The organism is Phenylobacterium soli (assembly GCF_003254475.1).
In the GTDB taxonomy this organism is placed as follows: Bacteria; Pseudomonadota; Alphaproteobacteria; order Caulobacterales; family Caulobacteraceae; genus Phenylobacterium; species Phenylobacterium soli.
Genome location: NZ_QFYQ01000002.1, coordinates 50,758 through 77,044, shown reverse-complemented (window position 1 = coordinate 77,044; position 26,287 = coordinate 50,758). Strand labels below are relative to the sequence as shown.

General features: G+C 70.2%; 28 protein-coding genes. 12 read left to right on the top strand and 16 right to left on the bottom strand.

Annotation, left to right across the window (positions count from 1 at the left end; translation table 11 throughout):
• Position 1: 1 nt before the first annotated feature.
• A complete protein-coding gene (locus DJ017_RS17785) occupies positions 2 to 427 on the bottom strand; it encodes a GNAT family N-acetyltransferase (protein ID WP_111530247.1) in 426 nt (141 codons plus the stop codon).
• A complete protein-coding gene (fumC, locus tag DJ017_RS17780) occupies positions 427 to 1,818 on the bottom strand; it encodes a class II fumarate hydratase (protein WP_111530246.1) in 1,392 nt (463 codons plus the stop codon). Before fumC ends, DJ017_RS17785 begins: the two co-directional genes overlap by 1 nt.
• An 85-nt stretch (positions 1,819 to 1,903) precedes the next feature.
• Here fumC and DJ017_RS17775 point away from each other — a divergent pair, with 85 nt between their 5' ends.
• The gene (locus DJ017_RS17775; RefSeq protein WP_111530245.1) at positions 1,904 to 2,290 is read left to right on the top strand and encodes a RusA family crossover junction endodeoxyribonuclease; all 387 of its coding nucleotides are present in this window, start codon (positions 1,904 to 1,906) and stop codon (positions 2,288 to 2,290) included.
• Here DJ017_RS17775 and DJ017_RS17770 read toward each other — a convergent pair.
• A complete protein-coding gene (locus tag DJ017_RS17770; RefSeq protein WP_111530244.1) occupies positions 2,238 to 2,657 on the bottom strand; it encodes a hypothetical protein in 420 nt (139 codons plus the stop codon). The two genes, DJ017_RS17775 and DJ017_RS17770, sit on opposite strands and share 53 nt — an antisense overlap.
• Positions 2,658 to 2,870: 213 nt before the next feature.
• On the opposite strand from DJ017_RS17770, the gene DJ017_RS17765 reads away from it, so the two are divergent.
• Positions 2,871 to 3,428, top strand: coding sequence for a hypothetical protein (locus tag DJ017_RS17765; protein WP_133255497.1), 558 nt, complete (start codon positions 2,871 to 2,873; stop codon positions 3,426 to 3,428).
• A 275-nt stretch (positions 3,429 to 3,703) separates the two neighbouring features.
• Positions 3,704 to 4,807, top strand: a complete 1,104-nt coding sequence (locus DJ017_RS17760) for an alpha/beta fold hydrolase (protein WP_111530242.1) — start codon at positions 3,704 to 3,706, stop codon at positions 4,805 to 4,807.
• Between the two features lie 80 nt (positions 4,808 to 4,887).
• Here the strand turns inward: DJ017_RS17760 and sciP are convergent, their stop codons facing one another.
• From sciP to DJ017_RS17740, 4 genes are all read right to left on the bottom strand, one after another.
• Entirely contained in the window at positions 4,888 to 5,175 is a 288-nt protein-coding gene (gene sciP / locus DJ017_RS17755) for a CtrA inhibitor SciP (RefSeq protein ID WP_111530241.1), read from the bottom strand.
• A gap of 167 nt (positions 5,176 to 5,342) precedes the next feature.
• On the bottom strand, positions 5,343 to 6,710 hold the full coding sequence (locus DJ017_RS17750) for a flagellar hook protein FlgE (RefSeq protein WP_111530240.1): 1,368 nt from the start codon (positions 6,708 to 6,710) through the stop codon (positions 5,343 to 5,345).
• Positions 6,711 to 6,822: 112 nt separating this feature from the next.
• The gene (locus DJ017_RS17745) at positions 6,823 to 7,545 is read right to left on the bottom strand and encodes a flagellar hook assembly protein FlgD (RefSeq protein WP_111530239.1); all 723 of its coding nucleotides are present in this window, start codon (positions 7,543 to 7,545) and stop codon (positions 6,823 to 6,825) included.
• Between the two features lie 13 nt (positions 7,546 to 7,558).
• Positions 7,559 to 9,280, bottom strand: coding sequence for a flagellar hook-length control protein FliK (locus DJ017_RS17740; protein ID WP_111530238.1), 1,722 nt, complete (start codon positions 9,278 to 9,280; stop codon positions 7,559 to 7,561).
• A gap of 375 nt (positions 9,281 to 9,655) precedes the next feature.
• Here DJ017_RS17740 and flgK point away from each other — a divergent pair, with 375 nt between their 5' ends.
• From flgK to DJ017_RS17720, 4 genes are all read left to right on the top strand, one after another.
• Positions 9,656 to 11,755 carry a flagellar hook-associated protein FlgK gene (flgK, locus tag DJ017_RS17735; RefSeq protein WP_111530237.1) on the top strand — a complete coding sequence of 700 codons (2,100 nt, stop codon included), beginning with the start codon at positions 9,656 to 9,658 and terminating at the stop codon, positions 11,753 to 11,755.
• A gap of 11 nt (positions 11,756 to 11,766) precedes the next feature.
• On the top strand, positions 11,767 to 12,702 hold the full coding sequence (locus DJ017_RS17730) for a flagellin (RefSeq protein ID WP_111530236.1): 936 nt from the start codon (positions 11,767 to 11,769) through the stop codon (positions 12,700 to 12,702).
• Positions 12,703 to 12,875: 173 nt separating this feature from the next.
• Complete coding sequence (gene mnmA, locus DJ017_RS17725) at positions 12,876 to 14,063, top strand: tRNA 2-thiouridine(34) synthase MnmA (RefSeq protein ID WP_111530235.1); 1,188 nt, start codon at positions 12,876 to 12,878, stop codon at positions 14,061 to 14,063.
• Between the two features lie 82 nt (positions 14,064 to 14,145).
• A complete protein-coding gene (locus tag DJ017_RS17720) occupies positions 14,146 to 15,339 on the top strand; it encodes an acetyl-CoA C-acyltransferase (RefSeq protein WP_111530234.1) in 1,194 nt (397 codons plus the stop codon).
• Here the strand turns inward: DJ017_RS17720 and DJ017_RS17715 are convergent.
• Positions 15,336 to 15,863 carry an SRPBCC family protein gene (locus tag DJ017_RS17715; RefSeq protein ID WP_111530233.1) on the bottom strand — a complete coding sequence of 176 codons (528 nt, stop codon included), beginning with the start codon at positions 15,861 to 15,863 and terminating at the stop codon, positions 15,336 to 15,338. The two genes, DJ017_RS17720 and DJ017_RS17715, sit on opposite strands and share 4 nt — an antisense overlap.
• 66 nt (positions 15,864 to 15,929) lie before the next feature.
• Positions 15,930 to 16,517 carry a DUF3617 domain-containing protein gene (locus DJ017_RS17710; RefSeq protein WP_111530232.1) on the bottom strand — a complete coding sequence of 196 codons (588 nt, stop codon included), beginning with the start codon at positions 16,515 to 16,517 and terminating at the stop codon, positions 15,930 to 15,932.
• Positions 16,518 to 16,615: 98 nt separating this feature from the next.
• On the opposite strand from DJ017_RS17710, the gene DJ017_RS17705 reads away from it, so the two are divergent.
• Positions 16,616 to 16,882: a GNAT family N-acetyltransferase gene (locus DJ017_RS17705; protein WP_111530231.1), complete on the top strand. Its 267-nt coding sequence runs from the start codon at positions 16,616 to 16,618 to the stop codon at positions 16,880 to 16,882.
• 263 nt (positions 16,883 to 17,145) lie between these two features.
• Here the strand turns inward: DJ017_RS17705 and DJ017_RS17700 are convergent, their stop codons facing one another.
• Entirely contained in the window at positions 17,146 to 17,433 is a 288-nt protein-coding gene (locus tag DJ017_RS17700) for a hypothetical protein (protein WP_133255496.1), read from the bottom strand.
• Positions 17,434 to 17,860: 427 nt separating this feature from the next.
• Here DJ017_RS17700 and DJ017_RS20530 point away from each other — a divergent pair, with 427 nt between their 5' ends.
• Positions 17,861 to 18,016: a hypothetical protein gene (locus DJ017_RS20530; RefSeq protein ID WP_165830703.1), complete on the top strand. Its 156-nt coding sequence runs from the start codon at positions 17,861 to 17,863 to the stop codon at positions 18,014 to 18,016.
• A 48-nt stretch (positions 18,017 to 18,064) separates the two neighbouring features.
• Here DJ017_RS20530 and uvrB read toward each other — a convergent pair whose 3' ends face one another.
• Positions 18,065 to 20,299 (bottom strand): excinuclease ABC subunit UvrB, encoded by a 2,235-nt coding sequence (uvrB, locus tag DJ017_RS17695; protein ID WP_111530520.1) that lies wholly within the window; start codon positions 20,297 to 20,299, stop codon positions 18,065 to 18,067.
• A gap of 96 nt (positions 20,300 to 20,395) precedes the next feature.
• Between uvrB and DJ017_RS17690 the strand changes: the two genes are divergently transcribed.
• Positions 20,396 to 20,800 (top strand): hypothetical protein, encoded by a 405-nt coding sequence (locus DJ017_RS17690; RefSeq protein ID WP_111530229.1) that lies wholly within the window; start codon positions 20,396 to 20,398, stop codon positions 20,798 to 20,800.
• A 27-nt stretch (positions 20,801 to 20,827) separates the two neighbouring features.
• On the opposite strand, the gene DJ017_RS17685 is transcribed toward DJ017_RS17690, so the two are convergent.
• Both DJ017_RS17685 and DJ017_RS17680 read right to left on the bottom strand, forming a co-directional pair.
• Complete coding sequence (locus DJ017_RS17685; protein WP_111530228.1) at positions 20,828 to 21,940, bottom strand: alpha/beta fold hydrolase; 1,113 nt, start codon at positions 21,938 to 21,940, stop codon at positions 20,828 to 20,830.
• A gap of 147 nt (positions 21,941 to 22,087) precedes the next feature.
• Positions 22,088 to 22,282 carry a hypothetical protein gene (locus DJ017_RS17680; RefSeq protein ID WP_111530227.1) on the bottom strand — a complete coding sequence of 65 codons (195 nt, stop codon included), beginning with the start codon at positions 22,280 to 22,282 and terminating at the stop codon, positions 22,088 to 22,090.
• Between the two features lie 376 nt (positions 22,283 to 22,658).
• Between DJ017_RS17680 and DJ017_RS17675 the strand changes: the two genes are divergently transcribed.
• Positions 22,659 to 23,606 carry a cell wall hydrolase gene (locus DJ017_RS17675; protein WP_133255495.1) on the top strand — a complete coding sequence of 316 codons (948 nt, stop codon included), beginning with the start codon at positions 22,659 to 22,661 and terminating at the stop codon, positions 23,604 to 23,606.
• Between the two features lie 9 nt (positions 23,607 to 23,615).
• Here the strand turns inward: DJ017_RS17675 and DJ017_RS17670 are convergent, their stop codons facing one another.
• Positions 23,616 to 24,572, bottom strand: coding sequence for a GlxA family transcriptional regulator (locus tag DJ017_RS17670; protein WP_111530225.1), 957 nt, complete (start codon positions 24,570 to 24,572; stop codon positions 23,616 to 23,618).
• 80 nt (positions 24,573 to 24,652) lie between these two features.
• On the opposite strand from DJ017_RS17670, the gene DJ017_RS17665 reads away from it, so the two are divergent.
• Positions 24,653 to 25,357: a DJ-1/PfpI family protein gene (locus tag DJ017_RS17665; RefSeq protein ID WP_111530224.1), complete on the top strand. Its 705-nt coding sequence runs from the start codon at positions 24,653 to 24,655 to the stop codon at positions 25,355 to 25,357.
• On the opposite strand, the gene DJ017_RS17660 is transcribed toward DJ017_RS17665, so the two are convergent.
• Complete coding sequence (locus DJ017_RS17660; protein WP_111530223.1) at positions 25,354 to 25,884, bottom strand: SRPBCC family protein; 531 nt, start codon at positions 25,882 to 25,884, stop codon at positions 25,354 to 25,356. The genes DJ017_RS17665 and DJ017_RS17660 overlap by 4 nt on opposite strands.
• Positions 25,881 to 26,270 (bottom strand): ArsR/SmtB family transcription factor, encoded by a 390-nt coding sequence (locus DJ017_RS17655; protein ID WP_111530222.1) that lies wholly within the window; start codon positions 26,268 to 26,270, stop codon positions 25,881 to 25,883. The genes DJ017_RS17660 and DJ017_RS17655 overlap by 4 nt, the downstream gene beginning before the upstream one ends.
• Positions 26,271 to 26,287 lie beyond the last annotated feature (17 nt).

The window sequence follows — 26,287 nt, the reverse complement described above, 5'->3', positions numbered from 1 at the left end:
CCTAGCCGCGGAATTCGTGGCTCCAGGGCCGCCCGGCGACGGGGCTGAAACCCATCGCTTCCCAGAACCGCGCCGCCTCGTTCGACCCGGCGTGGACCGTGACCAGCCTCACGCTGTCCAGCGCCTCCTGCCCCAGGCCGTTGGCGATCGCCCGGGCCACGCCCATGCCTCGCGCCCGCCTCGCCACATAGAGCCGCCGCATCCGCCAAGCGGGCTCGCCGGCGTCCTCCGGCTCGTCGGTGACGCCGCCGATCGCCACCAGCCCGCCCTCGTGGAAGACGCCAAGCAGGACGTGGAACGCCTGCGGCTCCGTCGCCCATTCGCGCGCCAACCGCGTGAGGTGCTTGTGGCCTTCCGCCTCCGCCTCCTGGCGCAGCGCCTCGAAGCCTTCCGGCAGCGGGCCCTGGATGCGGACGGTCTGGACCATCAGCCCGGGTGGATCATGTCCTCCGGCCGCACCCAGGCGTCGAACTGCTCGTTCGTCACATAGCCGCCGCCGACGGCCTCCTCGCGCAGGGTGGTGCCGTTCTTGTGGGCCTTCTTGGCGATGGCTGCGGCCTTGTCGTAGCCGATGTGCTCCTTGAGCGAGGTCACCAGCATCAGGCTGCGCTCGAGGTTGGCCTTGATGTTGTCCTCGCGGGCCTCGATACCCACCACCATGTTGTCGGTGAAGCTGATCGCCCCGTCGGCCAGGAGCCGGCACGACTGCAGGAAGTTGTAGGCCATCACCGGGTTGAAGACGTTCAGCTCGAAGTGGCCCTGGCTGCCGGCGAAGGCCATGGCGGCGTTGTTTCCCATGACGTGGGCGCACAGCATGGTCAGGGCCTCGGCCTGGGTCGGGTTCACCTTGCCCGGCATGATCGAGGAGCCCGGCTCGTTCTCCGGCAGGGCCAGCTCGCCGAGGCCGGCGCGCGGGCCCGAGCCCAGGAAGCGGATGTCGTTAGCGATCTTGAAGAGCGCCGCCGCCGCGGTGGTCAGCGCCCCGTGGCTGAACACCATGGCGTCATGCGCCGCCAGGGCCTCGAACTTGTTGGGCGCGGTGACGAACGGCAGCCGGGTGATCGCCGCGATCTGCTCGGCCACCTTCTCGGCGAAGCCGACCGGCGCGGTCAGGCCGGTGCCCACCGCCGTGCCGCCCTGCGCCAGCTCGTAGAGCCCGTAGAGGCTCTCCTTGATGCGCCGCACGCTCATCGCCACCTGGTGGGCGTAGCCGCCGAATTCCTGGCCCAGGGTCAGGGGCGTGGCGTCCTGGGTGTGGGTGCGGCCGATCTTGATGATGTGGTCGAACGCCGCCGACTTGGCCTTCAGCGCGGCGTGCAGGTGCTCCAGCGCCGGCATCACCGAACGCGACACCTCCTCGGCGCAGGCGATGTGCATGGCCGTCGGATAGGTGTCGTTCGACGACTGGCTCATGTTGACGTGGTCGTTCGGGTGGACCGGGCTCTTGGAGCCCATCACCCCGCCCATCATCTCGATCGCTCGGTTCGAGATCACCTCGTTGGCGTTCATGTTCGACTGGGTGCCGGAGCCGGTCTGCCAGACCACCAGCGGGAAGTGGTCGTCGAGCTTGCCGTCGATCACCTCCTGGGCGGCGGCGACGATGAACTTGCCGATCTCGGGGTCCAGCTTGCCGAGCGCCATGTTGGCCTCGGCCGCGGCGCGCTTCACCACGCCCAGCGCCTTGATCACCGGCTTCGGCTGCTTCTCCCAGCCGATCTTGAAGTTCTGCAGGCTCCGCTGGGTCTGCGCCCCCCAGTACCGGTCGGCGGGCACCTCGATGGGGCCGAAGGTGTCGGTCTCTGTACGGGTGGCGGTCATGGCTCTCGTCTCCATCCAGCGGGCCGCGCCGGTTTAGCGACACCGCGCGAGACTGCAACCCATCCTGCCGCTAAGTAGCCTGCCGATGAGCGAAACCTGGACCCAGCACGGCAAGGTGCGCGCCCGCGAGGGCGGCGGCGCCCTGGTGGTCGAGGTCGACGGGCTCACCACCCAGGCCAAGTACTACAAGCCGCTGATCTACGAGTTCTTCCGCAAGGTTTGGCGCGGCGCCCGGCCCGGCTGGGGGGAGTTCTCCGTCGAGATCCGCATGGAATACGTGGGCGATCCGCCCTGGCTCGACCTCGACAACCTGGCCAAGGCGATCCTCGACGCGATCAAGGGCTACGCCTTCCACGACGACGCCCAGGTTGCCCGCCTGCTGGTCGAGCGCCAGGCCGGCGAACGCGAGCGGATCGTGATCAGCGTGAGGAAGTTGACCGACCGCCTGATGAGCCAGTCGCGTCAGGGCTGATCTCCGCGGCGCGCAGCTGCGGCTCGGCGGTTGTAGGCAGGCACATGGCCGCCAGGGCCTTGTGGTCCGAATAGCCGAAGGCCCGCATCATCGCCCGGAAGGTCTCCCGCTGCGCCGGATCGAGCCGCGCGTCCCACACCAGGCCGTCGAGCGTGCCGTCGTTCTGGATGTGCAGGCGACGCGGGTCGGAAAGATCGCCCACGTGCCGCAGCTCGCCGTCGCAGCCGCGCGCCCGCACCAGGCCGTCGGCGTCCAGCCGGATCAGCACCACGCCCTGATTGTGCACCGTCATCGCCCGGCGTGCGGGATCGTGCAGGTCCAGCGGGCGGGCCCCAAGGATCGATGCGGCGGCGAGGATGGCGAGCATGGCGAAGCAGTCGTTGCGGTATGGCCTGGGAATTCCGGGCCTCCACGCCGAGTTCCACGCCGTCCAGGTTGCGTTCCGCCTGGCCCAAACCGGCGGACGCGGAATTCCCCCAGGATGGGTAACGAGACCTTAACCGCGGCGGCCGGGCTCCGGCCATCGGGCGGCTGACCCAGGTCAATGCCGGCCGCCCGCCGGCGGTACAACAGCGGCCCGATGCGGCTCCATCTCCCAGTCCTCCTCCTGGCGGTGCTCCTCGCCGGGCCCGCCGCGGCCGCCGCCGATGCAGGCGCGGACGACGGCTTCCGGAACACCATGGACGAGGTGTTCGGGCCCGGCGCCTGGCGTCAGACCAGCGGCTATCGCACGCCCGCCCAGGAAGACGCCCTGCGCCGGCAGGGCGCCGGGACCGTGCCGGCGGGGCGCCGCTCGGCCCATTCGGCCGGCGACCGCCGCCGGCCGGGCGCCTACGACGCCGTGGTCCCCGGCATGTCCCAGCGCGAGGCCGCCGCCCGCCTGCGCCGCGCCGGCAAGCCGTTCCCGCGGGTCCTGGCCGAAGGCGCGCATGGCGCCCAGGGCGCGCACCTGCACATCGAACTCGCCGCCGGCCGGCGTGCGGGCCCCGCGCTCTGCGACGGCTACCGGGGCGATCCGGTGCGGATGCGGGTGGTGGACGGCCGCCGCAATCCGCTGATCGCCTGCGAGGAGCGCTGGCGGGCCGAGCGGCGCGCGACGGCCGCGCCGTCGGAGATCTCGGGCGGCATCCTCGACTGAGGCCTTGCTGGAACGGTTCCGCTCCGCCCCGCGTTGGCTCCCCCGCTGAAAACGCTGGGAGGAACCATGCGATCGATCTTGTTGTGGGCCATCGGCGTGCCGGTGCCCGTGATCCTGCTGCTCGCCTTCTGCACCCACCACCTCTAGGGCGCCGGGCGACAAGGAAGCGGCCGCGACCCTCGCCGGGCGCGGCCGTTTGCATGTCCGCCTTTTAAGGTGCGGCGAAGCGGCGACGGCGGCTAAGCCTGGCGACAGTCAGCCAGGAGTTCTCCGCCATGAGATTCGCCACCGCAGGGGCCGTCCTCGCCGCCGCCCTCCTTGCGGCCCTTCCCGCCTGGGCCGCGAGCCCGCCCGAACCCCACGCCATCCTCGCCGACGTCGGCAAGATCGTCTCGGGCCAGGGTGTCGACGAGGCCAAGGCGGTGGAGATCGGCGGCATCCGCCAGTGGATCACCGTCCGCGGCCGCGACCGGCGCAATCCGATCCTCCTCGTGGTCCATGGCGGGCCGGCCGCGCCGGATCTTCCCAACCGCTACCTCTTCGAGCCCGCCTGGGCCGACTATTTCACCGTCGTGCAATGGGATCAGCGGGGCGCCGGCAAGACCTTTCGCCTCAACGACCCTCAACTCGTCGCTCCCACCCTGACGCGCGAGCGCATCGTCGAGGACGGCGAGGAGCTGCTCGCCTACCTCCGCAAGACCTACGGTAAGCGGAAGGTGTTCGTCCTTGGTCATTCCTGGGGCACCTCGGTGGGCCTGCAACTCGCCGTCCGGCGGCCCGACTGGATCTACGCCTATGTCGGCGTCGGCCAGATCATCGACTTCAAGGCGCAGGAGGCGGAGGGCTACGCCTGGACCCTGAATGAGGCGCGCAGGGCGGGCGACGCCGAGGCCGTGCGCGAGCTCACCGCCATCGCGCCCTATCCGGAGGCCGACGGCTCCGTGCCGCTGGAGAAGCTCAACATCGAGCGCAAGTGGTCCGTCCACTTCGGCGGCCTCACCCACGGCCGGTCGAGCTACGACGTCTGGGAGAACGCCGAGCGCATCTCGCCGGATTATTCGCCCGAGGACTTCAAGGCCATCGACGAGGGCAGCGCCTTCTCCCTGCCGAAACTGTTGCCCGATCTGCTGGCCAGCGACTTCACCTCGATCACCCGGATCGGCTGCCCGCTGTTCATGTTCGCCGGCCGCTACGACTACACCACCTCCAGCGCCCCGGTGCGCCGCTGGTACGAACGCCTCCACGCGCCGGCCAAGCGCTGGGTCTGGTTCGAGAACTCGGCCCACATGGTTTACGAGGAGGAGCCGGGCCGCGTGCTCGTCCATCTCGTCCAGGACGTGCGCCCGATCGCCGAACGCGCCGGTGACGCCGCGCCTTAGGAGCCCTCAACATGGAAGCGGCCGTGTCCTGGAGGGGACACGGCCGCTGTCGCGAACCTTCCGGGGGGAGTGGAAATGGTTCAGCGATACTGTTGCAGTCGCGTGGTGCGCAGCCCGGCCATGCCGTGACGGTCGATCGACCGCTGCCAGGCCAGGAACTCCTCGCTCGTCAGGGAATAGCGCTCGAGAGCGTCTTCCAGAGAGAGCAGGCCGCCGCGGACGGCGGCCACCACCTCCGCCTTGCGGCGGATGACCCATCGGCCCGTGTTGGGCGGCGGCAGGTCGCGGATCGTCAACGGCGCGCCGGTCGGGCCAATGACGTAGGCCTCGCCCCGGCTGTTCGTGCGCACCTGTTGTTGTTGCAACATGGCTTTTAAGCTCTTCCCACCATCACTGTTGATGGGAAGGATAGCCCGCGGTCGCTAACGGCCGCTGAATCGCTATAGTAAAGAAACGACTAACCATCGCCCCCTCGTGTAACGTTCTGGTACAATTTACAATCGCGCCAGACGTTAATTCGCATTAACGCCTGTATTCATCGGATAATATTGATCAGTTCGTCCAACATCTGATCGGCAGTCGTGATGATCTTCGACGAAGCTGAATAAGCTTTTTGCGTAGAGATCAGGCCGGTGAACTCGGACGAGAGGTCCACCGTCGAGGCTTCGAGGCTGGAGGGCGAGATCTGCCCCGCGCCGCCGACGCCCGGGTCCTTCAGCACCATCTGGCCGGCCGGGATCGTCACCTGGTAAGCGTTGCCGCTCACCGGCTTCAGGGCGTCCGGGTTGGGGAAGGTCGCCACCGCCACCTTGGCGATCTTGCGCACCTGGCTGTTGTCGTAGATCGCCGACACCACGCCGTGCGCGTCCACCTGCACGCCGACGATGTTGCCGATGCCGGCGCCGTCGTTGGTGATGGTCGTCACGGTCGACGCGCCCGACTGCTGGGTGAGCTTCGTCAGGTCGACGTTGATGTTCTGGGCGTTGACGCCCAGCGAGGTGGCCCAGGCGGGAGCCGCGCCCGACGAGGCGTTCAGGGCGATCGGGATGGTCAGGGTGGTGGTCGCCGGATCGAAGGTGCCATCGCCCAGGAAGCCCACGTCGCCGGCCGCGATCTGGCCGTTGGCGCCGGCGTTCACGTCGCTGGCGGGTACCGCGTAGACTTCCGTCTTCCAGGTGTTCGCGGTGGAGTCCTTCAGGAACGCCATCTCGAACTTGTGGGAATTGCCCTGGCTGTCGATCACGTTCATGTCGAGCGTGAAGTCCGGCTTGGTGCCGGTGGCCACGCCCGCGGCATAGGCGGCCATGCTGGTCGTCGCCGAGGCCGCGCTGTAGGTGGCCGAGGTGATGGCCGCCGAGACCGGAGTGCCGCTGTCGAGGTTGGCGACGACGCCGAGGTTGCCGGTCGGCTGCAGCGCCGAGCCGAGGTTCTTGACGTTGATCGACGACAGCTTGTTCACGTCCGACGGGTCGAGCGCGAAGGTGCCCGTGGCGCTCGCCGGCCAGCCCTGCAGGTAGAGACCGGAGTCGTTCACCAAGTAGCCGTTGGCGTCGACGTTGAACGAGCCCGAGCGGGTGAATTCCCGCGCGTCGGACGGCGTCAGGTTGCTCGCCTTCTGGGTGACCACGAAGAAGCCGTCGCCGCTGATGGCGAGGTCGGTGGTCCGCGCGGTCGACTGGATCAGGCCCTGGGTCGAGACGTAGCTGTGGGTCACGCCCTGCACGCCGCCCGCCGAATAGCGCCCGGCCACCGCCTGGGACGTCACGACGTTGGCGAAGTTCACCTGGTTGCGCTTGTAGGCGACGGTGTTGACGTTGGAGATGTTGTCCGAGATCGCCGCCAGCGCCGACGAGTTGGCCACCAGGCCCGACACGCCGGCGAGCATTGCCGAATTGATGCTCATGGGTCCTTCCGTTCTGGTTCGAAGAGCCCGCGTGCTGCGGATCCGGACGGCGCGTTTTGGCCGTCAGGCTGGGCGGCGTTTTGCCGTCCGGGTTTCAGGGTGCGTGCGCGGCTCATGAGCCGCTCGACGCGGTTGAAGACGAAGCGGTCGAGGCGCCGGGCTGGGTGATGCTCTTCACCGTGCTCCAGTTGACCTTGGTGCCGTTGACCGAGATCAGGGTGCTGCCGTTCGACTGCTCGACGGAGGTCACCAGCCCCTGGACGTAGGTCGTGCTGGCGATCGCCGCCCCGGTGGTGTCGGCGGCGGTCACCTTCAGGGTGTAGGTCCCGTCAGGGGCCGCCGCGCCCGTCATGTCCTTGCCGTTCCAGGTGAAGTTGTGGTCGCCGGCCTTCAGGCCGTCGGCCGCCGAGACCTGCTCGGCGTGCATCACCACGCCCTGGGCGTTCACCACCTCGACCTTCAGGGCGGCGGCGTTGGAGGGCAGGTTGTAGGTCCACTGCGCCTTGCCGTTCTTCAGGTCGGCGTTGTCGCTCAGCGCGCGCACTTCCTTGCCGATCAGCCCCACCGCGGTGGAGATGCCGGTGCCGGTGTTGGCGGCTACCTGCTGCAGCAGGGCGTTGCCGTTGAGCTGCGCCTGCACCCCGGCCATCTGGGTCAGCTGCTGGGTGAACTGGGTGGAGTCCATCGGCGACAGCGGGTCCTGGTTCTTCAGCTGCGTGGTCAGCAGGCTGAGGAAGCTCTGGAAGTTGCTGCTGAGCTGGGACAGCGCGTCGGTGTTGGTCTGCGCCGCGACGGCGGCGCTCGAGGTCGTGCTGGTCGTGCTGCCGACGGTCATCGCGGGCCTCCCATCAGATCCGGATGTCCACGCCGGAGGTCCGGCTGGATCCGTAGCGAAGCGCGCTGTCCGCCGCCGCCTGGGCCGCACCGTCCGCCGTCTCGAGGGCGTTGGCGAAGGCCCGGCCGCGGAAGCTCGCGCCCGGCTGGTTGTCGAATTGGCCCTGGCCGGCGCCCGCGCCGCCGTTCTGGCCGCCGGCCATCTCGAACGAGAGGCCGCCGGAAAGGTCGAAGCCGGCCTGCTCCAGGGCCTGGCGCAGCTCGTTCGAGCGCGCCTTCAGCGCCTCGGCCGCGTGCGGGTTGTGGCAGGCGAGGGCGGCGCTGATCTGGCCGTCGGCGGAGATGTCGACGCGCACGTTGACCTTGCCCAGGCCCGCCGGGTCGAGCTCCACGTCGAAGCGGGTGGTCTTGGCCTCCAGCTTCTTGACGATCTGGGCGGCGAGGTTGGCCACCGTCTGCGGGGCGCCGCGCGGCGCGCTCGCCGCGGCGTGCACATTGGCCGGGGCGGCGGACTGCGGGGCGCTGGCCGCCGGATCGGCGCCGGGCGCGGCGCGGGCGTCGTCGTGGTCCGCGCTCCCGGCGGCGCCGTCGTCGGCGTCCTCGGCGCTCGCCGCGGCCGCCTGGCTCACGGCCTCGGTGGCTGCTTCGGTCTTCACCCCCTCGACACGCTTCAGGTGGCCGGGGGCGAGGGCCTTGGCCGAGGGGTCGGCGCCGGCGGTCTCGGTCTTGGCGGCGCCGCGATCGCGCACGGCCGGACGCGGGGCGTTCGCCTGAGCGTTCGCCGGGGCGGGCGTCTGGACGGCCGGGGCCGCGCTCTGAGCCGTGCTCTGAGCCGTGCTCTGGGCCGCGGTCTGGGCCCCCGGCTGGGCCTGAACCTGAGCCTGGCTGTCAGCCTGGCCCTGAGCCGTGGGCTCGCCCGCGGCCGGGGCGGCGGACTGCGGGCCGGCCGTCGGCGCAGCCTCGGTGGGCGCCGAGGGCGCGGCCGGCGAGCGCGTGCTCGGCGCGGCGGCGGTCGCCGGCGTCTCGGCCTTGACCGCGGGCGCGGGGTCGGCCTTGGCGAGCTGTTCGAAGGCGGCGGCCGGAGCCGGCGCGGCCTCGGTGATCGGCGGCTGCGGGGCCGCGGGCTCGGCCGTGGTCGGACCCGCGGGCTTGGTCTCCGCCGGCGTCGCGACCGGGGCCCCGGCCGGGACGGCGCCATCCGCGGGCGCGCCGCTGTCACGCAGGAAGGCGGCGTTCGGGTTGGCGTGGGCGTAGGCCGCCTGCGCGGGCTGCGCCGTCTTGGCCTTGCTCCCGTCGCCAGCCGCTTCCGCCGCCGGGTCGGCCGTCGGCGCGGCGCCGGCCGCAGGCTGCGGGGCCGCCGATTGCGGGACCTGGGCTGCGCCGGCCAGCAGGGCGGCGGCCTGGGCCTGCGCCCCCGCGACGTCCTGGCCGTCGGCGGTCTTGCCATCTGCGGTCTTGCCCGCCCCCGTCGCGTCGCCCGTCGTAGTGGCGTTGGCGGCGCTGGGTTGGGAGGCGCCCGCGGGGCCGGCCGCGGCCGCCTGGGCCGCGCCCGGCTGGACGAGGGTCCCGGCCTGGTCGCCGAACAGGGCGGCGATGAGCGCCTCGAAGCCCGCCACCGCGCCGGCCATTCCGGCCTGCGCCTGACCCTGGCCCTGGGCGCCGGCCGCGATCCCGCCCTGCCCGGCGGAGGCGCCGGGAGCGGGGAAGGGCGAGGCGTTAAGCACGGGCGCAGTCATGTGAGCCTTGGCTGTCCGATGTGGCGCGCTTGGCGCCGGGTTCATTCGGACAGTCCGGAGCAACCTTCGCGCCACACAGACAAGTATCTGAAAATACGAAATAAAGAGCCCTGTCTGGGCGCCTCGCCGAGGGGGTCCGATGGCGCTTTTTGCCGGGCCGATGGCGTCTTGATGGGGCGTTCCCTGCCGGGCCGGGGAGAGGCCCGGTCCGACTGGCGCCGCTCTTGCGCGTCATAACATGATGTCCATCAGGTCCGGAGAGGGACCATGTTGAAAACGCGGGACTTTTTGGCGAACGGTTGGCGCGCGTACACCATGCGCCCGGCAGATTCCGCCTATTCGCGCGTCAGCCTTTGCCGGGCGGAGGGTTAAGCCATGTCGCTGTCGATCGCGCTGCAGACCGCGACCTCGGGCCTGATGGCCGCCCAGACGGGCCTGCGGACCGTCTCGGACAACATCTCCAACGTCAACACGCCCGGCTATGTGCGCAAGGCGGTCAACCAGCAGCAGCTCACCGTGGGCGGCATGGGCCAGGGCGTCCAGGTCACCGGCGTCGAGCGGGTCACCGACCAGTACCTGCAGCTCGCCAGCCTGACCGCCGGCGCCGACTCCAACCGCTGGGCCGCCTATTCGCAGTACCTCGACAACGCCCAGGGGCTATTCGGCGACCCCTCTAGCAGCACCTACTTCTTCGGCCGGCTGGACAAGGCCTACACGGCCGCCGCCGCGGCGGCGAACGATCCCGCCAACAGCCTGCTGCGCGGCCAGGTGATCTCCACGGTGCAGGACTTCCTGACCGAGGCCGACCGGATCAACACCCAGGTCGACCAGCTCGGCCAGACCATCGACACGCGCATCAGCTCGGACATCAACACGGCCAACAACCTGCTGCAGCAGATCAGCAAGCTGAACGCCGACATCAGCCGCGCCAAGCTGGTCCAGGCCGACGCCTCGGGTGCGGAGAACATCCAGAGCCAGCTCCTCGACCAACTCTCCGGCCTGATCGGCATCAAGGTCGCCCAGCGGCCCGGCGGTGGGGTCGACGTCCGCTCGCCCGAGGGCGTGCTGCTGGCCGGCGACACGGCCGTCACCCTGTCCTACAACAAGACCGCCTCGACGCCGGGCTACGTCACCGCCACCGGCGGCTCGGTCTCCTCCACCGTCCAGCCGATCACCATGTCCTCCGGCGAGATGCGCGGCCTGATGGAGATGCGCGACCAGAAGCTGCCCGGCATCTCCGACCAGCTCGGCGAGTTCGTGACCCGGGCGGTGAACCAGCTCAACGCGGCGCACAACGCCTCCGCCGCCGTGCCGCCCCTGACCACGCTCACCGGCCGCGACACCGGCCTCGACCTGCCGACCGCCCTCAACGGCTTCACGGGTGCGTCGACGATCGCCATCACCGACTCGGCCGGGGTGGTGCAGCACACCTACGCCATCGACTTCACGGCCCAGACCATCAGCGTCGACGGCGGCGCGCCCGGCGCTACCTCGCCGGCCACCTTCCTGGCCGACCTCAACGCGGCCATGGGCGCCAACGGCACGGCCACCTACGTCAACAACAAGCTGTCGATCAGCGCCACGGGGACCAACGGCGTGGCCATCGACGAAGGCACGTCGTCCAAGACCGGGCGCGGCTTCTCGGCCTTCTTCGGCCTCAACGACCTGGTCCGCGCCAGCGGCTTCACCACCTACGAGACCGGGCTCTCGGCCGCGGACGCCCATGGCTTCACGGCCGGCCAGACCATCACCTTCCGGCTCTCCCAGGCCGACGGCAAGCCGATCCGCGACATCACCGTCACCATGCCGGCGCTCACCCAGATGAGCGATCTCCTCAACACCCTGAACTCCACGACGACGGGCGTCGGCCTCTATGGCCAGTTCTCCCTCGACGCCAACGGGGTGATGAGCTTCGCCGCCAACCAGCCGCTCAACGCCGGCCTGTCGGTGGTCCAGGACGGCACCTCGCGCGGCGCCGGCGGGCCATCCTTCAGCCAGCTCTTCGGCATCGGCGTCGTCGAGCGCTCTGCCCGCGCCAGCCGCTTCGACGTCGACAGCACCATCACCGCCAACCCCAGCCTTCTGGCCCTGGCCCATCTCGACCTCACCGTCGCCGCCGGCCAGCCGGCGCTGCGGCCCGGCGACGGGCAGGGGGCGGTGGGCCTCGCCCAGTCCGGCGACGTCACCACCCTCTTCCAGCCGGCCGGCTCGCTCGGCCAGCTCACCGCCACGGTCTCGCGCTACGCCTCGCAGTTCGGCGGCGCCCTCGGCCGCGACTCCGAAGCGGCTTCCACCGCCAAGACCAGCGCCGACGCCATCCAGACCGAGGCCCAGAACCGCCGCTCTTCGGTGGAGAGCGTCAATCTCGACGAAGAACTGGTCCGCCTGCAGACCTATCAACAGGCCTTCAACGCTTCCGCCCGCATGATCCAGGCGACGAAGGACCTGTTCGACACCCTGCTGCAGATGGTCTGAGGAGCATCGCCATGGTCACCCGCGTCTCGACGGTCGGCAACTACAACGCCGTGATCACCAACCTGATGAACGCCCAGCTGCGCCAGCTGGAGGCGGGCGAGCGCGTCTCGACCCAGAAGAACGGCCACGACCTCAAGGGCTTCGCGCGCAACGACGAGCTGCTCACCGCCATGAAGTCGATGCAGGTCCGCCTGCAGGGCTATTCGGACCAGAACACACTCATCGCCGACAAGCTGACCACCCAGGACACCTCCCTCAACCAGGTCGCCGACTCCGCCCAGGCCATCCGCCAGGCCATCGCCGACACCCTGGCCTCCGGCGACGCCACCAACCTGATGACCGAGATCCAGGGCCAGATGAACAAGGCCGTGGGCGCCATGAACACCCGTTACAACGGCGCCTACCTGTTCGGCGGCGGCCTGATCAACACCCAGCCGGTGACGGCCACGACGCTGGCCAGCCTCACCGCCGGCCCGCCGATCTCGTCCTTCTTCCAGAACGACCAGTTCAAGGCCACGACCCAGCTGGACGACGCCACCAAGGTGACCACCGGCATCCTGGCCTCGGACATCGGCACGCCGATGCTGACCGGTCTGCAGACCATCGAGGCGTTCGATCAGAGCGCCTCGGGTCCCTTCAACGGCGCCCTCAGCCCGGCCCAGCGCACCTTCCTGCAGAACCAGCTGGCCACCTGGGACACGGTGCACACCGGCGCCGTCGCGCTCGCCGCCCAGAACGGCATGGTCCAGCAGCGGGTCGACCAGATCAAATCCGACCTGGGCAGCCGCCAGACCACCCTCACCACCATGATCGGCGGCATCACCGACGCCGACATGGCCCAGGCCTCGGCCGACCTGACCATGGCACAGACCTCCTTCCAGGCCGCCGCCCAGGTCTTCCAGACCCTGAAGAACTCCTCGCTCCTGAGCCTGCTGCAGATTCAGTAGTCCAGATCCTCCCCCTCAGGGGGAGGTGTCGCGAAGCGACGGAGGGGGTTGCAGCGACGAGCCTCAGACGCCCCGCCTCTCAACCCCCTCAGTCCGTTCCGGACAGCTCCCCCTGTGGGGGAGCATCTGGCTCCGGCTCGCAATCGCGGCCCCGAGCCTCTAAATAGCGGCCCATGAACGCGCCCTTTGCGCCCGATCTTCCGTCCGAGCTCTCCGCCGACCTCGTCGAGGCGGCGCAGGCGGCCGTGCGCCTGCCGGTCGGTTCGCGGATCGTCGCGGCCATGTCGGGCGGGGTGGACTCCACCGTCACCGCGGCCCTCCTGGCCAAGGCCGGCTACGATGTCGTCGGCGTGACGCTGCAGCTCTACGACCACGGCGCGGCGATCCAGAAGAAGGGCGCCTGCTGCGCCGGCCAGGACATCTACGACGCGCGGATGGCGGCCGAGGCGATCGGCATCCCGCACTACGTGCTCGACTACGAGAGCCGCTTCCGCGAGCAGGTCATCGAGGACTTCGCCGACGCCTACCTGCGCGGCGAGACCCCGATCCCCTGCGTGCGCTGCAACCAGACGGTCAAATTCCGCGACCTCCTCGACGTCGCCCGCGACCTCGGCGCAGCGGCCATGGCCACGGGCCATTACGTCCGCCGCGAGGAGGGGGCCGCCGGCCCCGAGCTGCACCGCGCCTTCGACCCGGCGCGCGACCAGTCCTATTTCCTGTTCGCGACCACCGCCGAACAGCTCGACTACCTGCGCTTCCCGCTCGGTGGCCTGCCCAAGCCCGCCGTGCGCGCCGCCGCGGCCAGCCTCAACCTGTCGGTGGCCGACAAGCCCGACAGCCAGGACATCTGTTTCGTGCCCGAGGGCCGCTACACGACGATCATCGACAAGCTGCGCCCGCACGGCGCCGAGCCCGGCGACATCGTGCATCTCGACGGGCGCGTGCTCGGCCGGCACGAGGGCGTCACCCGCTACACCATCGGCCAGCGCCGGGGGCTCAATGTCGCGGTCGGCGATCCGCTGTTCGTGGTCCGCATCGACGCCGACGCGCGGCAGGTGATCGTCGGCCCGCGCGAGGCCCTCATGACCCACGCCCTCTCCCTCAAGGAGACCAACTGGATCGGCGACCACGCCTCGATCGGGGCCGCCGCCGAGGCAGGTCGTCCCGTGCTCGCCCGCGTCCGCTCCACCCGCGAGCCGGTGGCCGGGCGCCTCGCCATGGTCGATGGCGCGCCGGGCGTGGTCTTCGACGGGGCGGAGGAAGGCGTCGCCCCGGGCCAGGCCTGCGTCCTCTACGCGCCGGAAAGCCCCACCCGCGTGCTTGGCGGCGGCTTCATCGCCGGGACCGTCCGCGCGGCCTGAGTCCTGAGGCGAGAGTCCTGCCGTGAGCGGGGTTCCCCATCGGGAGGATGCATCTCATCGTCTGGTGAATTATATCTCCGGCATGAGCAACACCGCCTCCGACCCCGTCGTCATCGCCGCCTACGCCCGCACGCCCATGGGCGGCTTCCAGGGCGTCTTCGCGCCGGTGAAGGCCACCGACCTCGGTGCCGCGGCCGTCCGCGCCGCCGTCGAGCGCGCCAAGGCCGACCCCGCCGCGGTCGAGCAGATCTTCATGGGCTGCGTCCTGCCGGCCGGCCTCGGCCAGGCGCCGGCCCGCCAGGCGGCGCTGGGCGCGGGCCTGCCGAAGTCTGTGGAGGCGACCACCGTCAACAAGATGTGCGGCTCGGGGATGCAGGCGGCCATCATGGCCCACGACGCCCTGGCAGCCGGCACCGCCGATATCATCGTCGCCGGCGGCATGGAGAGCATGACGGGCGCGCCCTTCCTCTCCAAGCAGCACCGCGCCGGCGCCCGCATCGGCCACGACACCCTCTACGACCACATGTATCTCGACGGACTCGAAGACGCCTACGAGCCGGGCCGCCTGATGGGCTCCTTCGCCGAGGAGACGGCCAGGCAGTACCAGTTCACCCGCGAGGCGATGGACGAGTTCGCCATCGGCTCCCTGGAGCGGGCCAAGGCGGCCACGGCCTCGGGCGCCTTCAAGAAGGAGATCGTCCCCTTCGAGGTGGTCACCCGCAAGGGCGCGGTGCTGATCGAGGATGACGAGCAGCCCGCCAAGGCCGACCCCGCCAAGATCCCGACGCTGAAGCCCGCCTTCGCCAAGGACGGGGCGATCACCGCCGCCAACGCCTCCTCGATCAGCGACGGCGCCGCGGCCCTGGTCATGACCCGCGAGAGCGTGGCCCGGAAGCTCGGCATGAACATCGTCGCCCGGATCGCCGGCCACGCCGCTCACGCCCACGAGCCGGGCCTCTTCACCACCGCGCCGGTGCCGGCCATGCAGAAGGCGCTGAAGCGCGCGGGCTGGAGCGTCGCCGACGTCGACCTGTTCGAGGTCAACGAGGCTTTCGCCGTGGTCGCCATGATCGCCGAGCGCGAGCTCGGAATCGACCGGGCCAAGCTCAACGTCAACGGCGGCGCCTGCGCCCTCGGCCACCCGATCGGCGCCTCGGGTGCACGCATCCTCGCCACCCTCATCGCAGCCCTCGAAGCGCGCGGCGGCAAGAAGGGCCTCGCCTCGCTCTGCATCGGCGGCGGCGAAGCCACGGCCATGGCGGTGGAGCTGGTCTAGCGGCGGGGGGGGCAGAGCCGCCGCGCCAGCTCGGCCATCTGCTCCGCGGCGATGCCCCAGCCGCCTTCGAAGCCCATCTCCTGGTGGGCCCTGGCGGTGGCCTCGCTCCAGTGCATGGCCCGGGCGACGTAGAGGGTGCGCCCGTCGGCCTGCGGCTCGAAGCTGACCTCGCCGACGAACTGCAGGTCGCCCTCCACCGGCCGCCAGCCCTCGCCCATCGCACTGGTGAACACCAGCTTCCGCCCCGGCACGATCTCGAGATAGACCCCACCCGAGGGATGGCTGGCGCCGTCCGGGCCGCGCATCATCAGCGACTGCGTCCCGCCCGGCCGCACGTCCATGGACAGCACCTCGGCTACCCAGGGCTTCGGACAGAACCACTCGGGGATCAGCGCCGGGTCCGTCCAGCAGCGGAAGAGCTTGTCCGCCGGCGCATCGATCAGCCGGGCGATCGCGAGCTCGCGCGCATCCCGCGGCTCGATCGCCACGACCTCCACCGCCGCCCGATCCTTCACCTGTTGCATCACATCCTCCTCAGGATTTCCCCAAGGACGCACCGGCCCCTGCCGCCCCGACATTCGTCGTGCGGCCTATTTCGCCTTCGCCCCCGCGGCCGGGTTGATCTTCAGCCCGTTCGGCAGGGCGATGTCGCCCGGCTTCATGTCGGCGGGGCAGGGGCCCTTCCATTCCGCCTCGATGGCGAACTTGCGCACGCCGTTCATCTCCGGCCCCGCCGCCCCGGTGGTGGTGCTCTCGATGTCGACCCGGTACTTCGCCCCGAAGTCGCCTACCGCCTTGCCCTGGCTGGTCACCTTGCCGCCCTCGCCCATGTCGCAGACCGAGCGGAACGCATAGCCGCCGGGGATGGCGCTCACCGCGCTCTCGGAGCAGGGGTTCGGACCGCGGTTGCCCTCCAGGCCCAGCTTCTCGTCCGTGGCCGCGTCCAGGCAGATTCGGCTCGTCTGCCGCATCTTGCCGAACTCCACCGTCTGCTCCCAAAGGCCTGCCTTGCGCACCGGCCGGGCCGAGGCGGGAGCCCCAGCCGCGGGAGCCCCGGCCGCGGGAGTCTCCGCCGCCGGCGCCGCGGCGTTGCCACCGGTCTGCGCCGTCTCCGTCTTCTTGCCGCAGGCGGCGAGCGCCAGCACCGCGGCGGCCGCGATCCACATACGTTGCGTCATCTTGAGACTCCTCGTCGGAAAGCCCAGGTTCAGGCTAGACCGGGATCGGTCGGGCCCGCCACCGCGTTCGAGGGGGCCAGGGACCACGGAGGATCAAGATGAGCGATCTGCGCGACACCGGCCGCCGCTACGAGATGGACGAGCAGGGGCAGACCTCCTGGGCCGACTACCGCCTGGCTGGCGAGCGCATGTTCATCGACCACGTGGAGAGCCCGCCGGCCCTGCGCGGCACCGGCGCCGCCGGGCGCCTGATGGCCGCCCTTGCCGCCGACGCCAAGGCCAGGAACCTCAAGATCACCCCGATCTGCGGCTACGCCGCCGCCTGGCTCGCCCGCTCCAAGGAGTTCCGGGACCTGGTTCAATAGTCCCCGCCGCGCTGGCGGCTGAGGCATGAAAAAAACCCGCCATCCGGCGGGTCCCACATCCTTAAGTGACTTGGTGAACGGTCTCGGCCGCGTCTCCTGTGTCCTTCCGGGACACCCGGCCAAAGCCCGTCCGACCTCGTCGCCCGTCCGTTCCGCCGGCTGGTCCGGTCCCCCCGGAATACGCTCTGAAACACCCTTTACCGAACGCGGGCGTCTCTCCACGGGACCAAGCCTAAGCGGTGACGGCTAGGCGCCTCGCGCGCTTACAGGGTGCGCGAGACGATGGCTTCGAGGGTCTGGACGCGGCTGTCCAGGTCCTCGACCAGGCGGCTGGCCAGCTCGCGGACGCCCGGCGGATAGGCTTCGCCGCCTTCGGCGATTTCCGCGGCCATCTGCTCGACGGCGACCATCTGGTCCGACAGGGCGCGGATGTGGTCCTTGGCCAGAAGCTTGGCTTCGGCCTGCAGACGGCGCACGCGCTCGGCGACAGTCTCGGTCTTGGGACTGGTCTTCAGGTCGTTGTCGGCGACCACGCTGAGAGACGGTGACATTCGGTAATACCTCAAATCGCCAACCCAGGAGTTGTGGCGCCCTCCGCAGTCCCCGATGGACAGCGTCGAGAAGGGCCTCCAGTCCTGTTGTCTCGGTTACGTACTAAGACGGCACAGGTTCCCTGACGGATACATGAACGGCGCCAGTTCACCGTCTTGTCTGGCTAGATGGGGATTCCCGGACACAGTGTGTAGTTAAGCTGGATGGTGAACGGCCCGAGATTTCGTGAAGACCGTTGAAGCAGGGCTCCGGCACGGCCTCCAGCGGCCCGCCGTTCGCACCCGCCGGCATACCCGATCTTCCACCGCCTCACACATTTGTTAGGTCGGATACCCGACGCGCGCTCTCGACTCCCGTCACAGGCGAAGGCAGCTTTTCACATGAGTTAGCGAGTGTTCCGTTCCGGATCGGGGGTGGGGCATGCAGATGAGCACGCAGGAATTCGTCCACCGGCGTAACGTCCTGAACTACTTGCGCCAACTCAAGGACGCGCCCGACGACGAGCGCCGCCGGATGCTGATGGCGCTCCTCGCCGAGGAGGCCGCCAAGGCTCGCCGGGCGGGCTGGATGCCGGTCCACTGACCCGGGTCCATGAGCGCACGCTGATTGCGCGGCCTCCGCCAGGCGGCGTTAGCGCCGCGCCCGGCCGCGCTTCTTGAACGCCTCGGCCTTTTCCGCCCGCACCTCGGCGCGCAGGCCCTTCACCGTGTCCTTGTCGCCGGTCTCGCCCTGGCCGGCGAGGGCGTCGGCGGCGAACTCCAGGTCGAGCAGCTTCAGCCGCTTGACCTCGTCGCGCAGGCGGGCGGCTTCCTCGAACTCCAGGTTGGCGGCGGCCTCGCGCATGCGGGCCTCGAGGTCCTTGAGCGTGGTCTTGAAGTTGTCGCCCAGGAACGGCTTGCCGCCCTCGGCCACGCCCACCGGCACCAGCACGTGGTCCTTCTCGTACGGCGAGGCCAGGATGTCCTTGATCTGGCTGCGCACGCTCTCGGGCGTGATGCCGTGCTCGAGGTTGTAGGCCTGCTGCTTCTCCCGGCGGCGGGCGGTCTCGGCCATGGCCCGTTCCATCGAGCCGGTGACCTGGTCGGCGTAGAGCACCACCCGGCCGTCGACGTTCCGCGCCGCCCGGCCGATGGTCTGGATGAGGCTCGTCTCCGAGCGCAGGAAGCCTTCCTTGTCGGCGTCGAGGATGCCCACGAAGCCGCACTCGGGGATGTCGAGGCCCTCGCGCAGCAGGTTGATGCCGACCAGCACGTCGAAGGCCCCGAGCCGCAGGTCGCGGATGATCTCGATCCGCTCCACCGTGTCGACGTCGGAGTGCATGTAGCGCACGCGCAGGCCCTGCTCGTGCATGTACTCGGTCAGGTCCTCGGCCATCTTCTTGGTGAGGACGGTGATCAGGCTGCGGTAGCCGCGGGCCGCGGTCTGGCGCACCTGGTCGATGACGTCGTCCACCTGGCTGAAGCCGTCCTTGGAGACCGGGCGGATCTCCACCGGCGGGTCGATCAGGCCGGTCGGGCGGATCACCTGCTCGACGAAGACGCCGCCGGCCCGCTCCAGCTCCCACTGGGCGGGGGTGGCCGAGACCGCCACCGTGTCCGGCCGCATGGCGTCCCACTCCTCGAACTTGAGCGGGCGGTTGTCCATGCAGGAGGGCAGGCGGAAGCCGTATTCGGCCAGGGTGAACTTGCGGCGGTAGTCGCCGCGATACATGGCGCCGATCTGCGGGATCGTCTGGTGGCTCTCGTCGAGGAACAGCAGGGCGTTCTCGGGCACGTATTCGAACATGGTCGGCGGCGGCTCGCCGGGCCGACGGCCGGTGAGATAGCGGCTGTAGTTCTCGATCCCCGCGCAGGAGCCGGTGGCCTGGATCATCTCCAGGTCGAAGGTGGTGCGCTGCTCCAGCCGCTGGGCCTCCAGGAGCTTGCCGTTGGCCACCAGCCAGTCCAGGCGCTCCTTGAGCTCGGCGCGGATCTGGATGATCGCCTGGTTGAGGGTCGGCCGCGGCGTCACATAGTGGCTGTTGGCGTAGATCCGCACGCCCTTGAGGTCGGCGGTCTTCTTGCCGGTCAGCGGATCGAACTCGGTGATCGCCTCGATCTCGTCGCCGAACAGGCTGATGCGCCAGGCGCGGTCCTCGTAGTGGGCCGGGAAGATCTCGATGGTGTCGCCGCGCCGACGGAACGAGCCGCGCTCGAAGGCCTGGTCGTTGCGCTTGTATTGCAGGGCCACCAGGTCGCCCATGAGCTTCTTCTCGTCGATCCGCTCGCCGGGCGTCAGGTCGAAGGTCATGGCGGTGTAGGTCTCGACCGAGCCGATGCCGTAGATGCAGCTCACAGAGGCGACGATGATCACGTCGTCGCGCTCCAGGATCGCCCGCGTCGCCGAGTGGCGCATGCGGTCGATCTGCTCGTTAATCGAGGAATCCTTCTCGATGTAGGTGTCGGTCCGCGGGACGTACGCCTCGGGCTGGTAGTAGTCGTAGTAGGAGACGAAGAACTCGACCGCGTTCTCCGGGAAGAAGCTCTTGAACTCGGAATAGAGCTGGGCGGCGAGGGTCTTGTTGGGGGCGAGGATCAGCGCCGGCCGCTGGGTCTCCTCGATCACCTTGGCCATGGTGAAGGTCTTGCCGGAGCCGGTGACGCCGAGCAGCACCTGGTCGTGCTCGCCCGCATTGACCGCGGTCACCAGCTCGCGGATCGCCTGCGGCTGGTCGCCGGCCGGCTGGTAATCCGAGACCAGCTTGAAGCGCTTGCCGCCCTCCGACTTGGTTGGCCGCTCCGGACGGTGCGGCTTCCACAGCATCGGCATGGACCCTTCATCGTAATCGAAGGCGCCGGAGACGTCGCTGACAGAGGCGGGAGGCATGGAGGCCAAGGTAGGTTCTCGCGCGCCCCGACGCCAGCGGAGCTGTTGCCAGGGTGCTGTCACCAGGGTTCTCATATCGGGCAGATGGAGAGTTAGATGCCCAGGCCAGAGGAATTCCCCGAGCAGGTCGCCGCCGCCCAGAAGGTGCTCGACGACTTCATGACCGCCTTCAACGGCCGCGACGTCGCGGCCTTCGAGGCGACGTTCAACTTCCCGTCCGTCCGCCTGGCGTCGGGCCGGCTGGTGACGCTGAACAAGGGCGACATGACGCCCGAGCGCTTCAACGAGGGCGCGCTGGCCGAATGGGACCACTCGGCCTGGGACCGCCGTGAGGTGATCCACGCCGGGCCGGACAAGGTGCACATCGACACCCGCTTCACCCGCTATCGGAAGGACGGCTCGGTGATCGGCGGCTTCGACAGCGTCTATGTGATCACCCGCGAGGACGGGCCCGACGGTCCCCATTGGGGCGTCAAGATCCGCTCCAGCTACGCCCCCTGACGGAAGACGCCTCCGCTCGGCGCGCGGCTAGACCGGCTTGCGCCGCCGGGCCTTCGCCGGCCGGCCCAGCGCGAAAGGCCGCAGCCGCTCGACGAGTTCGCGCCGGAAACGGTCGGGGTGGGTCAGGAGGGCGGCGTGGGCCGCGCCTTCGACGATCACCAGCTCCTTGGCCGGGGCGCGCAGCTTGGCGAACACCTCGGTGACCAGGGCGGCCGGGACCTGCAGGTCGAGGTCGCCCTCGATGAACACCAGCGGCGTCTCGAACTCGGCGCCGCCGTCGGTCAGTCGCCAGTCGGCGATCTGGCCCCACAGGCTCTCCAGGCTGAACTCCAGGCCCTTGAAGTAGTCCCGCAGGTCTCTCATCCGGGCGTCGGGACCGACCAGCAGGCTCGGGATCACGCTGAGGAACGCGCGCCGCTCGGCCTTGGGCATGGTCGAAAGCAGCAGCCAGCGCTGGCGGTTGAGCGACTTGATGTTCGGATAGGGCGGCGGCGCGATGGCCTCCAGCCGGGCCGCGCCCCGCTCGTCGCCCTTGGCGCGCAGCCGGTCGATGGTCCCGAAGTAGGACAGGCTCTCGCCGCGGGTCATGTCGACCACCTGGCCCGTGCCCACATAGGCCGCGAACAGGTGGGGCCGGGCGCGCAGCATCTCGATGCCCAGGATGCTGCCCCACGACCAGCCGCAAAGAAGGATCGGAACGCCGGGGAAGCGGCGCTTGAGCTCCTCGGTGAGCTCGATGCCGTCGACCACCATGCGGCCGAGGGTCAGGGGCCCCGTGCCCTTCTTGCCGTGGCGGCCGAAGGTGCGGCCGGCGCCGCGCTGGTCCCAGTTGACGACGGTGAAGTGCTCCTCCCAGTGCGGGAAGGCGCGGTGCAGGAAGGGGCTCATGGCCATGCCCGGCCCGCCGTGCAGGAAGAGCAGGATGGGGTTCTGCAGGTCGCGGCCGCGGATCGTCACCCACTGCTCGAGACCGCCCAGGGTGATCCAGGTCTTCTCATCGACGCCTTCGGAGAGGAAGGCCCTGGCCCGGCCCTGGCGCTGGATCGCGCCGCGCACCACGAAAGCGCCGGCCACCAGGGCCACGCCGGCCAGAAGCGCCTTGCCAAGACCTCCGCCCTTGCGCGCGTCGTGCTGGGTCACGCCTGCCTCCTTGCCTCCTTGGGTTCAGGACGAGGACCATAGCACGGGCTCGCGGACAGGCGACCGCGCCCCCTCCGCAAAGCGGCGGAGAGGGCGCCTCACCGGGACCTGGCGACTGGGTGGCCCTGGATTCTTGTGGACCTGGGCCTAGTGGCCCTTGTCCTTGTCCTGGGTGGCGCTGACCGCCGCGCCGCCCGCGGCGCCGGCCACCGCGCCCACCGGGCCGGCCACCGCCGCACCCGCCAGGCCGCCGCTGGCGGCGCGTTGTTCCATGTTGTGGCCGCACGCGGCCAGGGCGAGGGCCGCCCCGGCGGCGGCGAGCAAGCTCAGAGTCTTGCGCATGTCAGTGTTCTCCGTCGGCAGATGACGGCTGAACAAACGAGGCTTGCCGGGCGAAGTTCCGGATGAAGCAAAGCTGGCCCGGGACTTGCCGCGTCTGCCGGCAAGTGGATCGAACCGGGACATGAAGTGATCGCGCCGCGACACTTTTGCTGCATTGCACAATGAGCTTGCTTTCGCCGCGCAATTCCTTCATAGATCGTTCACCATTTGCCGTCGCCTGCCCCCATCGAGTCCCGGGCAGGCCTGCCGGCGGAAGCTTCCAGCATGTGCAGGGGCGACCGCGGCGACATCTGTCGGGGGGCATGTCGCCCTCGCCGCGTAGGACGCGATAATCTTGTTTGTTGGAACGCAGGCCCGCGCCGATCGGCGCGTGCTGTTGAGCGCCGCTTTGATGGGCGCAGGCGTCGGCCTGTCCCTGGGCGCTGTCTATATGGCCGGCGGCATGGCCCGCGCCGCCACCGACCATGCCCGCGCCGAGCGCGTGGCCCAGGTCGCTGCGGGCAATTTCTCCGAGACCGTGCTGCAGCGCGAGGTGGCCGATCCCACCGTCCTGCGCCTGGCGCAGGCTCACGACCCGTTCGGCGCCGACGACACCGCCGCCGATCGCCAGGTCCAGCTGCTGGCCGATCGCCTGAACGCCCGCGCCGCCCATCCCGACGCGATGCAGCAGGCGCGCGACCTGGATTGCCTGACGGACGCGGTCTACTACGAGGCCCGCGGCGAGACCGTGCGCGGCCAGCAGGCCGTGGCCACGGTCGTGCTGAACCGGGTCAAGAACCCGAATTTCCCGAAGACCGTCTGCGGCGTGGTGTTCCAGCGCGCGGCCGGCGCCTGCCAGTTCTCCTTCGCCTGCGACGGCTCGATGCGCCGCGGCCGCGAGGTCGAGGCCTGGGACGACGCCCGCAAGATCGCCGCCCGTGCGCTCTCCGGCTACGTGCTGCGCGACGTCGGCTCGGCGACCCACTTCCACACCCTCGACGTCTCGCCGGGCTGGGGTCCGAAGATGCTGCGCGTGGCCACCGTCGGCCTGCACGTCTTCTATCGCTTCAACCCGCACGCCCGCGACGCCATCCAGGCGCCGGAGCCGCAGCGCGCGGTGTTCACCTCGACGGACGCCAATCTGCCGCCGACCCTGCGCATCGCGGCCGCCATGACCGTGAAGTCGGACGCCTCGGCGCCGGCCGCCCAGCCGGTCGCCGGCAAGGACGCCAAGGCCGTGGTGAAGGAGACGACCGTCCCCCAAGGCGTCGCGCCGGGCATCGCCAAGGCCACGGCCGACAGCGCCGACCTGAAGACGGCCAAGGCCGACACGACGGCTTCCTAGGACGAAGCTCTAGGCCCGCGCCGCGCGCCTCAGGGCCTGCGGTGGTTGGCCGAAGGCGCGCAGGAAGGCCCGGCGCATGCGCTCCGGGTCGCCGAAGCCCACCGCCTCGGCCACCCGGTCGATGGGCTCGGCCGAGGCCTCGACGCGCAGCCGCGCCGCCTCCAGCCGCAGCCGCTCCACCGCCTTGGCCGGCGTCAGCCCCGTCTCGGCGCGGAAGGCGCGGGCGAAGTTGCGCGGGCTCATCGCCGCCTGGTCGGCCAGCCGCTCGACGCTCAAGGGTTCGGCCAGCCGCTCGCGGATCCAGTCCATCAGGCCGGCGAAGCGGCCGTGCACCCCGCCGGTGTCGAGCAGGGCCGAGAACTGCGACTGGCCGCCCGGCCGGCGGTGATGCACCACGAGCTGCTGGGCGGTGCGCCGGGCCACCTTGGCGCCGAGGTCGTCTTCGATCAGCGCCAGCGCCAGGTCGATGCCCGCCGTGATCCCGGCTGAGGTCCAGATCTCGCCGTCGCGCCCCAGGCCATCCCGGGTGAAGATGCGGTCCGGCTCCAGCCGCACGGCCGGGAATTCCTGGGCGAAGTGGTCGGTGCTGTTCCAGTGGGTGGTCGCCCGCCGGGCGTCCAGGAGCCCCGCCTTGGCCAGGAGATAGGCGCCGGAGCAGACGCTGGCCACCCGCCGTGCCCGCGGCGCCTCGCGCTTCAGCCAGTCGAGCAGTGACCCGAGCTGGGCGTAGTCGCGCGATCCCTCGCCGCCGGACATGATGATGGTGTCGAACGGGCCCTCGCAGAGCGCCGCCGCCCCCAGGGCCGCGCCCGAGGTCGAGGCGACCATGCCGGCCTGCGGTGCGAGGAGGCAGAAGTCGTAGGTCCCCGGGCGATAGCGCCCGGCGATCTCGAACGCCGAGATTGGCCCCGCTGCGTCCAGCAGCTGGAAGTCGGGGAAGATCACGAAGGCGACGCGCCGGGTCATGGCAGTTTCCGAGGGAACATCGGCATTTCGGCCGGAACCTAGGCCTGCCAGGATAGCGCCGTCAAATCCGGAGCCTCGCCATGGCAGACCCTGAGACCGCGCCCGAGCTGGTCATCGTCATCGCCCTCTATCCGGGCGTCACCCACCTCGACTTCACCGGACCCCACCAGGTGCTGGTCCGGGCGCCGAACGCCAAGGTGCTCGCCGCCTCGCTGGACGGGCAGGACATCGAGGCGGAGGGGTTGGTGTTCGCCAGGCTCGCCGACCTTGCCGCCATCCCGCGCTGCGACGTGCTGCTCGTGCCGGGCGGCTTCGGCGCCACTGACGCCATGCTGGACGAGGCCTTCATGGCCCAGATCCGCCGCCTCGGGGGCTCGGCGCGCTACATCACCTCGGTCTGCACCGGCTCGCTGATCCTTGCGGCCGCCGGCTTCCTCACCGGCCGCCGGGCGGCCTGCCACTGGGCCTGGCGGGAGCTCCTGAAGCCTTTCGGAGCCATCGTCAGCGAGGCGCGCGTGGAGCGGGACGGCAATATCCTGACCGGCGGCGGCGTCACCGCCGGCATCGACTTCGCCTTCGTGCTGCTGGCCGAGCTGGCCGGCGAGGCCTACGCCCGGGCGATCCAGCTCGGGCTGGAATATGCGCCGGCCCCACCCTTCGAAGGCGGGCGGCCGGAGACCGCGCCGCCGGAGATCCTCGCCACGGTGCAGGCCCGCATGGGCCCGCTCGCCGAAAAGCGGATGGCGGACGCCCGCGAGGCCGCCCGCCGCCTGCAGTCCGCTTAAGGGAGGCGCTCGCCGTACGCCTCGTGCAGCCGCGACCAGGTGCTCCAGAACGCTCCGGGCTTCTCCCCGCGCGCCTGGGCGACCAACAGGTCGAGGTGGGTGTGCCACCCCGCGGCGACCTTCAGCAGGGTGGGGCGGTCGGGCAGCTTGTGATGGGTGACGGTGAGCAGGACCTCGCCGTGCATCGGCTCGAGCTCGAACACCACGTCGCCGGAGCCGCGCCAGGTGAAGCCCAGCAGGCGTGGGGGATCGAGTTGGGTGATCTCGCAGGTCATGCGGTTCTCCACGGGCATGCCGTCCGGCCGTGAATCCGGCGCCTCGCTCAGCTCATCATTGCGCCAGACCAGCTCGAAGCTCGCGCCGAGCTTCAGCTCCATCTCGCCGGCCGCCAGCCAGTGGCGGCGCAGCTCGCCGTCGGTGAGATAGCCCCACACCCGTTCGATCGGGCCGGGCAGCCGGCGCTGGATCTGCAGGGTCGTCGGTCCGGTCAGCCGGCCGTAACCGTCCTTGGTCATGACATCGCTCATCGCTGGTCTCCTTCGGAAGTCTTCGCGCCCTTCTGGGCTTCGGATTGGGAGTCTTTCCGGGCGTCTTCGCGCAGCAGCCGCTCGAGCACGTCGAGGCGGTCGGTCCAGAACCGTTCGTAGAAGGCGAGCCAAGCATGGGCCTCGGCCAGAGGGCCCGCCTCGAGGCGGCAGAGATGGCTGCGTCCGCGAACCTCGCGCCGGACGAGGCCGGCCTTCTCCAGCGCCTTGATGTGCTTGGACGCCGCGGCCAGCGAAATGTCGAAGGGCGCGGCGAGCTCCCCCACGCTGCGCTCGCCCGCGGCGAGGTCGTGCAACATCCGCCGGCGTGTGCTGTCGCCGAGGGCATGGAAGACGGTGTCGAGGTGCTCGGGGCTTAATTCAACCATGTGGTTGAATATGGTCG

Excerpts from the sequence above, each read along its gene's own strand:
- DJ017_RS17785 (WP_111530247.1), bottom strand. The coding sequence starts at position 427 with ATGGTCCAGACCGTCCGCATCCAGGGCCCGCTGCCGGAAGGCTTCGAG.
- fumC (WP_111530246.1), bottom strand. The coding sequence starts at position 1,818 with ATGACCGCCACCCGTACAGAGACCGACACCTTCGGCCCCATCGAGGTG.
- DJ017_RS17775 (WP_111530245.1), top strand. The coding sequence starts at position 1,904 with ATGAGCGAAACCTGGACCCAGCACGGCAAGGTGCGCGCCCGCGAGGGC.
- DJ017_RS17770 (WP_111530244.1), bottom strand. The coding sequence starts at position 2,657 with ATGCTCGCCATCCTCGCCGCCGCATCGATCCTTGGGGCCCGCCCGCTG.
- DJ017_RS17765 (WP_133255497.1), top strand. The coding sequence starts at position 2,871 with ATGCGGCTCCATCTCCCAGTCCTCCTCCTGGCGGTGCTCCTCGCCGGG.
- DJ017_RS17760 (WP_111530242.1), top strand. The coding sequence starts at position 3,704 with ATGAGATTCGCCACCGCAGGGGCCGTCCTCGCCGCCGCCCTCCTTGCG.
- sciP (WP_111530241.1), bottom strand. The coding sequence starts at position 5,175 with ATGTTGCAACAACAACAGGTGCGCACGAACAGCCGGGGCGAGGCCTAC.
- DJ017_RS17750 (WP_111530240.1), bottom strand. The coding sequence starts at position 6,710 with ATGAGCATCAATTCGGCAATGCTCGCCGGCGTGTCGGGCCTGGTGGCC.
- DJ017_RS17745 (WP_111530239.1), bottom strand. The coding sequence starts at position 7,545 with ATGACCGTCGGCAGCACGACCAGCACGACCTCGAGCGCCGCCGTCGCG.
- DJ017_RS17740 (WP_111530238.1), bottom strand. The coding sequence starts at position 9,280 with ATGACTGCGCCCGTGCTTAACGCCTCGCCCTTCCCCGCTCCCGGCGCC.
- flgK (WP_111530237.1), top strand. The coding sequence starts at position 9,656 with ATGTCGCTGTCGATCGCGCTGCAGACCGCGACCTCGGGCCTGATGGCC.
- DJ017_RS17730 (WP_111530236.1), top strand. The coding sequence starts at position 11,767 with ATGGTCACCCGCGTCTCGACGGTCGGCAACTACAACGCCGTGATCACC.
- mnmA (WP_111530235.1), top strand. The coding sequence starts at position 12,876 with ATGAACGCGCCCTTTGCGCCCGATCTTCCGTCCGAGCTCTCCGCCGAC.
- DJ017_RS17720 (WP_111530234.1), top strand. The coding sequence starts at position 14,146 with ATGAGCAACACCGCCTCCGACCCCGTCGTCATCGCCGCCTACGCCCGC.
- DJ017_RS17715 (WP_111530233.1), bottom strand. The coding sequence starts at position 15,863 with ATGCAACAGGTGAAGGATCGGGCGGCGGTGGAGGTCGTGGCGATCGAG.
- DJ017_RS17710 (WP_111530232.1), bottom strand. The coding sequence starts at position 16,517 with ATGACGCAACGTATGTGGATCGCGGCCGCCGCGGTGCTGGCGCTCGCC.
- DJ017_RS17705 (WP_111530231.1), top strand. The coding sequence starts at position 16,616 with ATGAGCGATCTGCGCGACACCGGCCGCCGCTACGAGATGGACGAGCAG.
- DJ017_RS17700 (WP_133255496.1), bottom strand. The coding sequence starts at position 17,433 with ATGTCACCGTCTCTCAGCGTGGTCGCCGACAACGACCTGAAGACCAGT.
- DJ017_RS20530 (WP_165830703.1), top strand. The coding sequence starts at position 17,861 with ATGAGCACGCAGGAATTCGTCCACCGGCGTAACGTCCTGAACTACTTG.
- uvrB (WP_111530520.1), bottom strand. The coding sequence starts at position 20,299 with ATGCCTCCCGCCTCTGTCAGCGACGTCTCCGGCGCCTTCGATTACGAT.
- DJ017_RS17690 (WP_111530229.1), top strand. The coding sequence starts at position 20,396 with ATGCCCAGGCCAGAGGAATTCCCCGAGCAGGTCGCCGCCGCCCAGAAG.
- DJ017_RS17680 (WP_111530227.1), bottom strand. The coding sequence starts at position 22,282 with ATGCGCAAGACTCTGAGCTTGCTCGCCGCCGCCGGGGCGGCCCTCGCC.
- DJ017_RS17670 (WP_111530225.1), bottom strand. The coding sequence starts at position 24,572 with ATGACCCGGCGCGTCGCCTTCGTGATCTTCCCCGACTTCCAGCTGCTG.
- DJ017_RS17665 (WP_111530224.1), top strand. The coding sequence starts at position 24,653 with ATGGCAGACCCTGAGACCGCGCCCGAGCTGGTCATCGTCATCGCCCTC.
- DJ017_RS17660 (WP_111530223.1), bottom strand. The coding sequence starts at position 25,884 with ATGAGCGATGTCATGACCAAGGACGGTTACGGCCGGCTGACCGGACCG.
- DJ017_RS17655 (WP_111530222.1), bottom strand. The coding sequence starts at position 26,270 with ATGGTTGAATTAAGCCCCGAGCACCTCGACACCGTCTTCCATGCCCTC.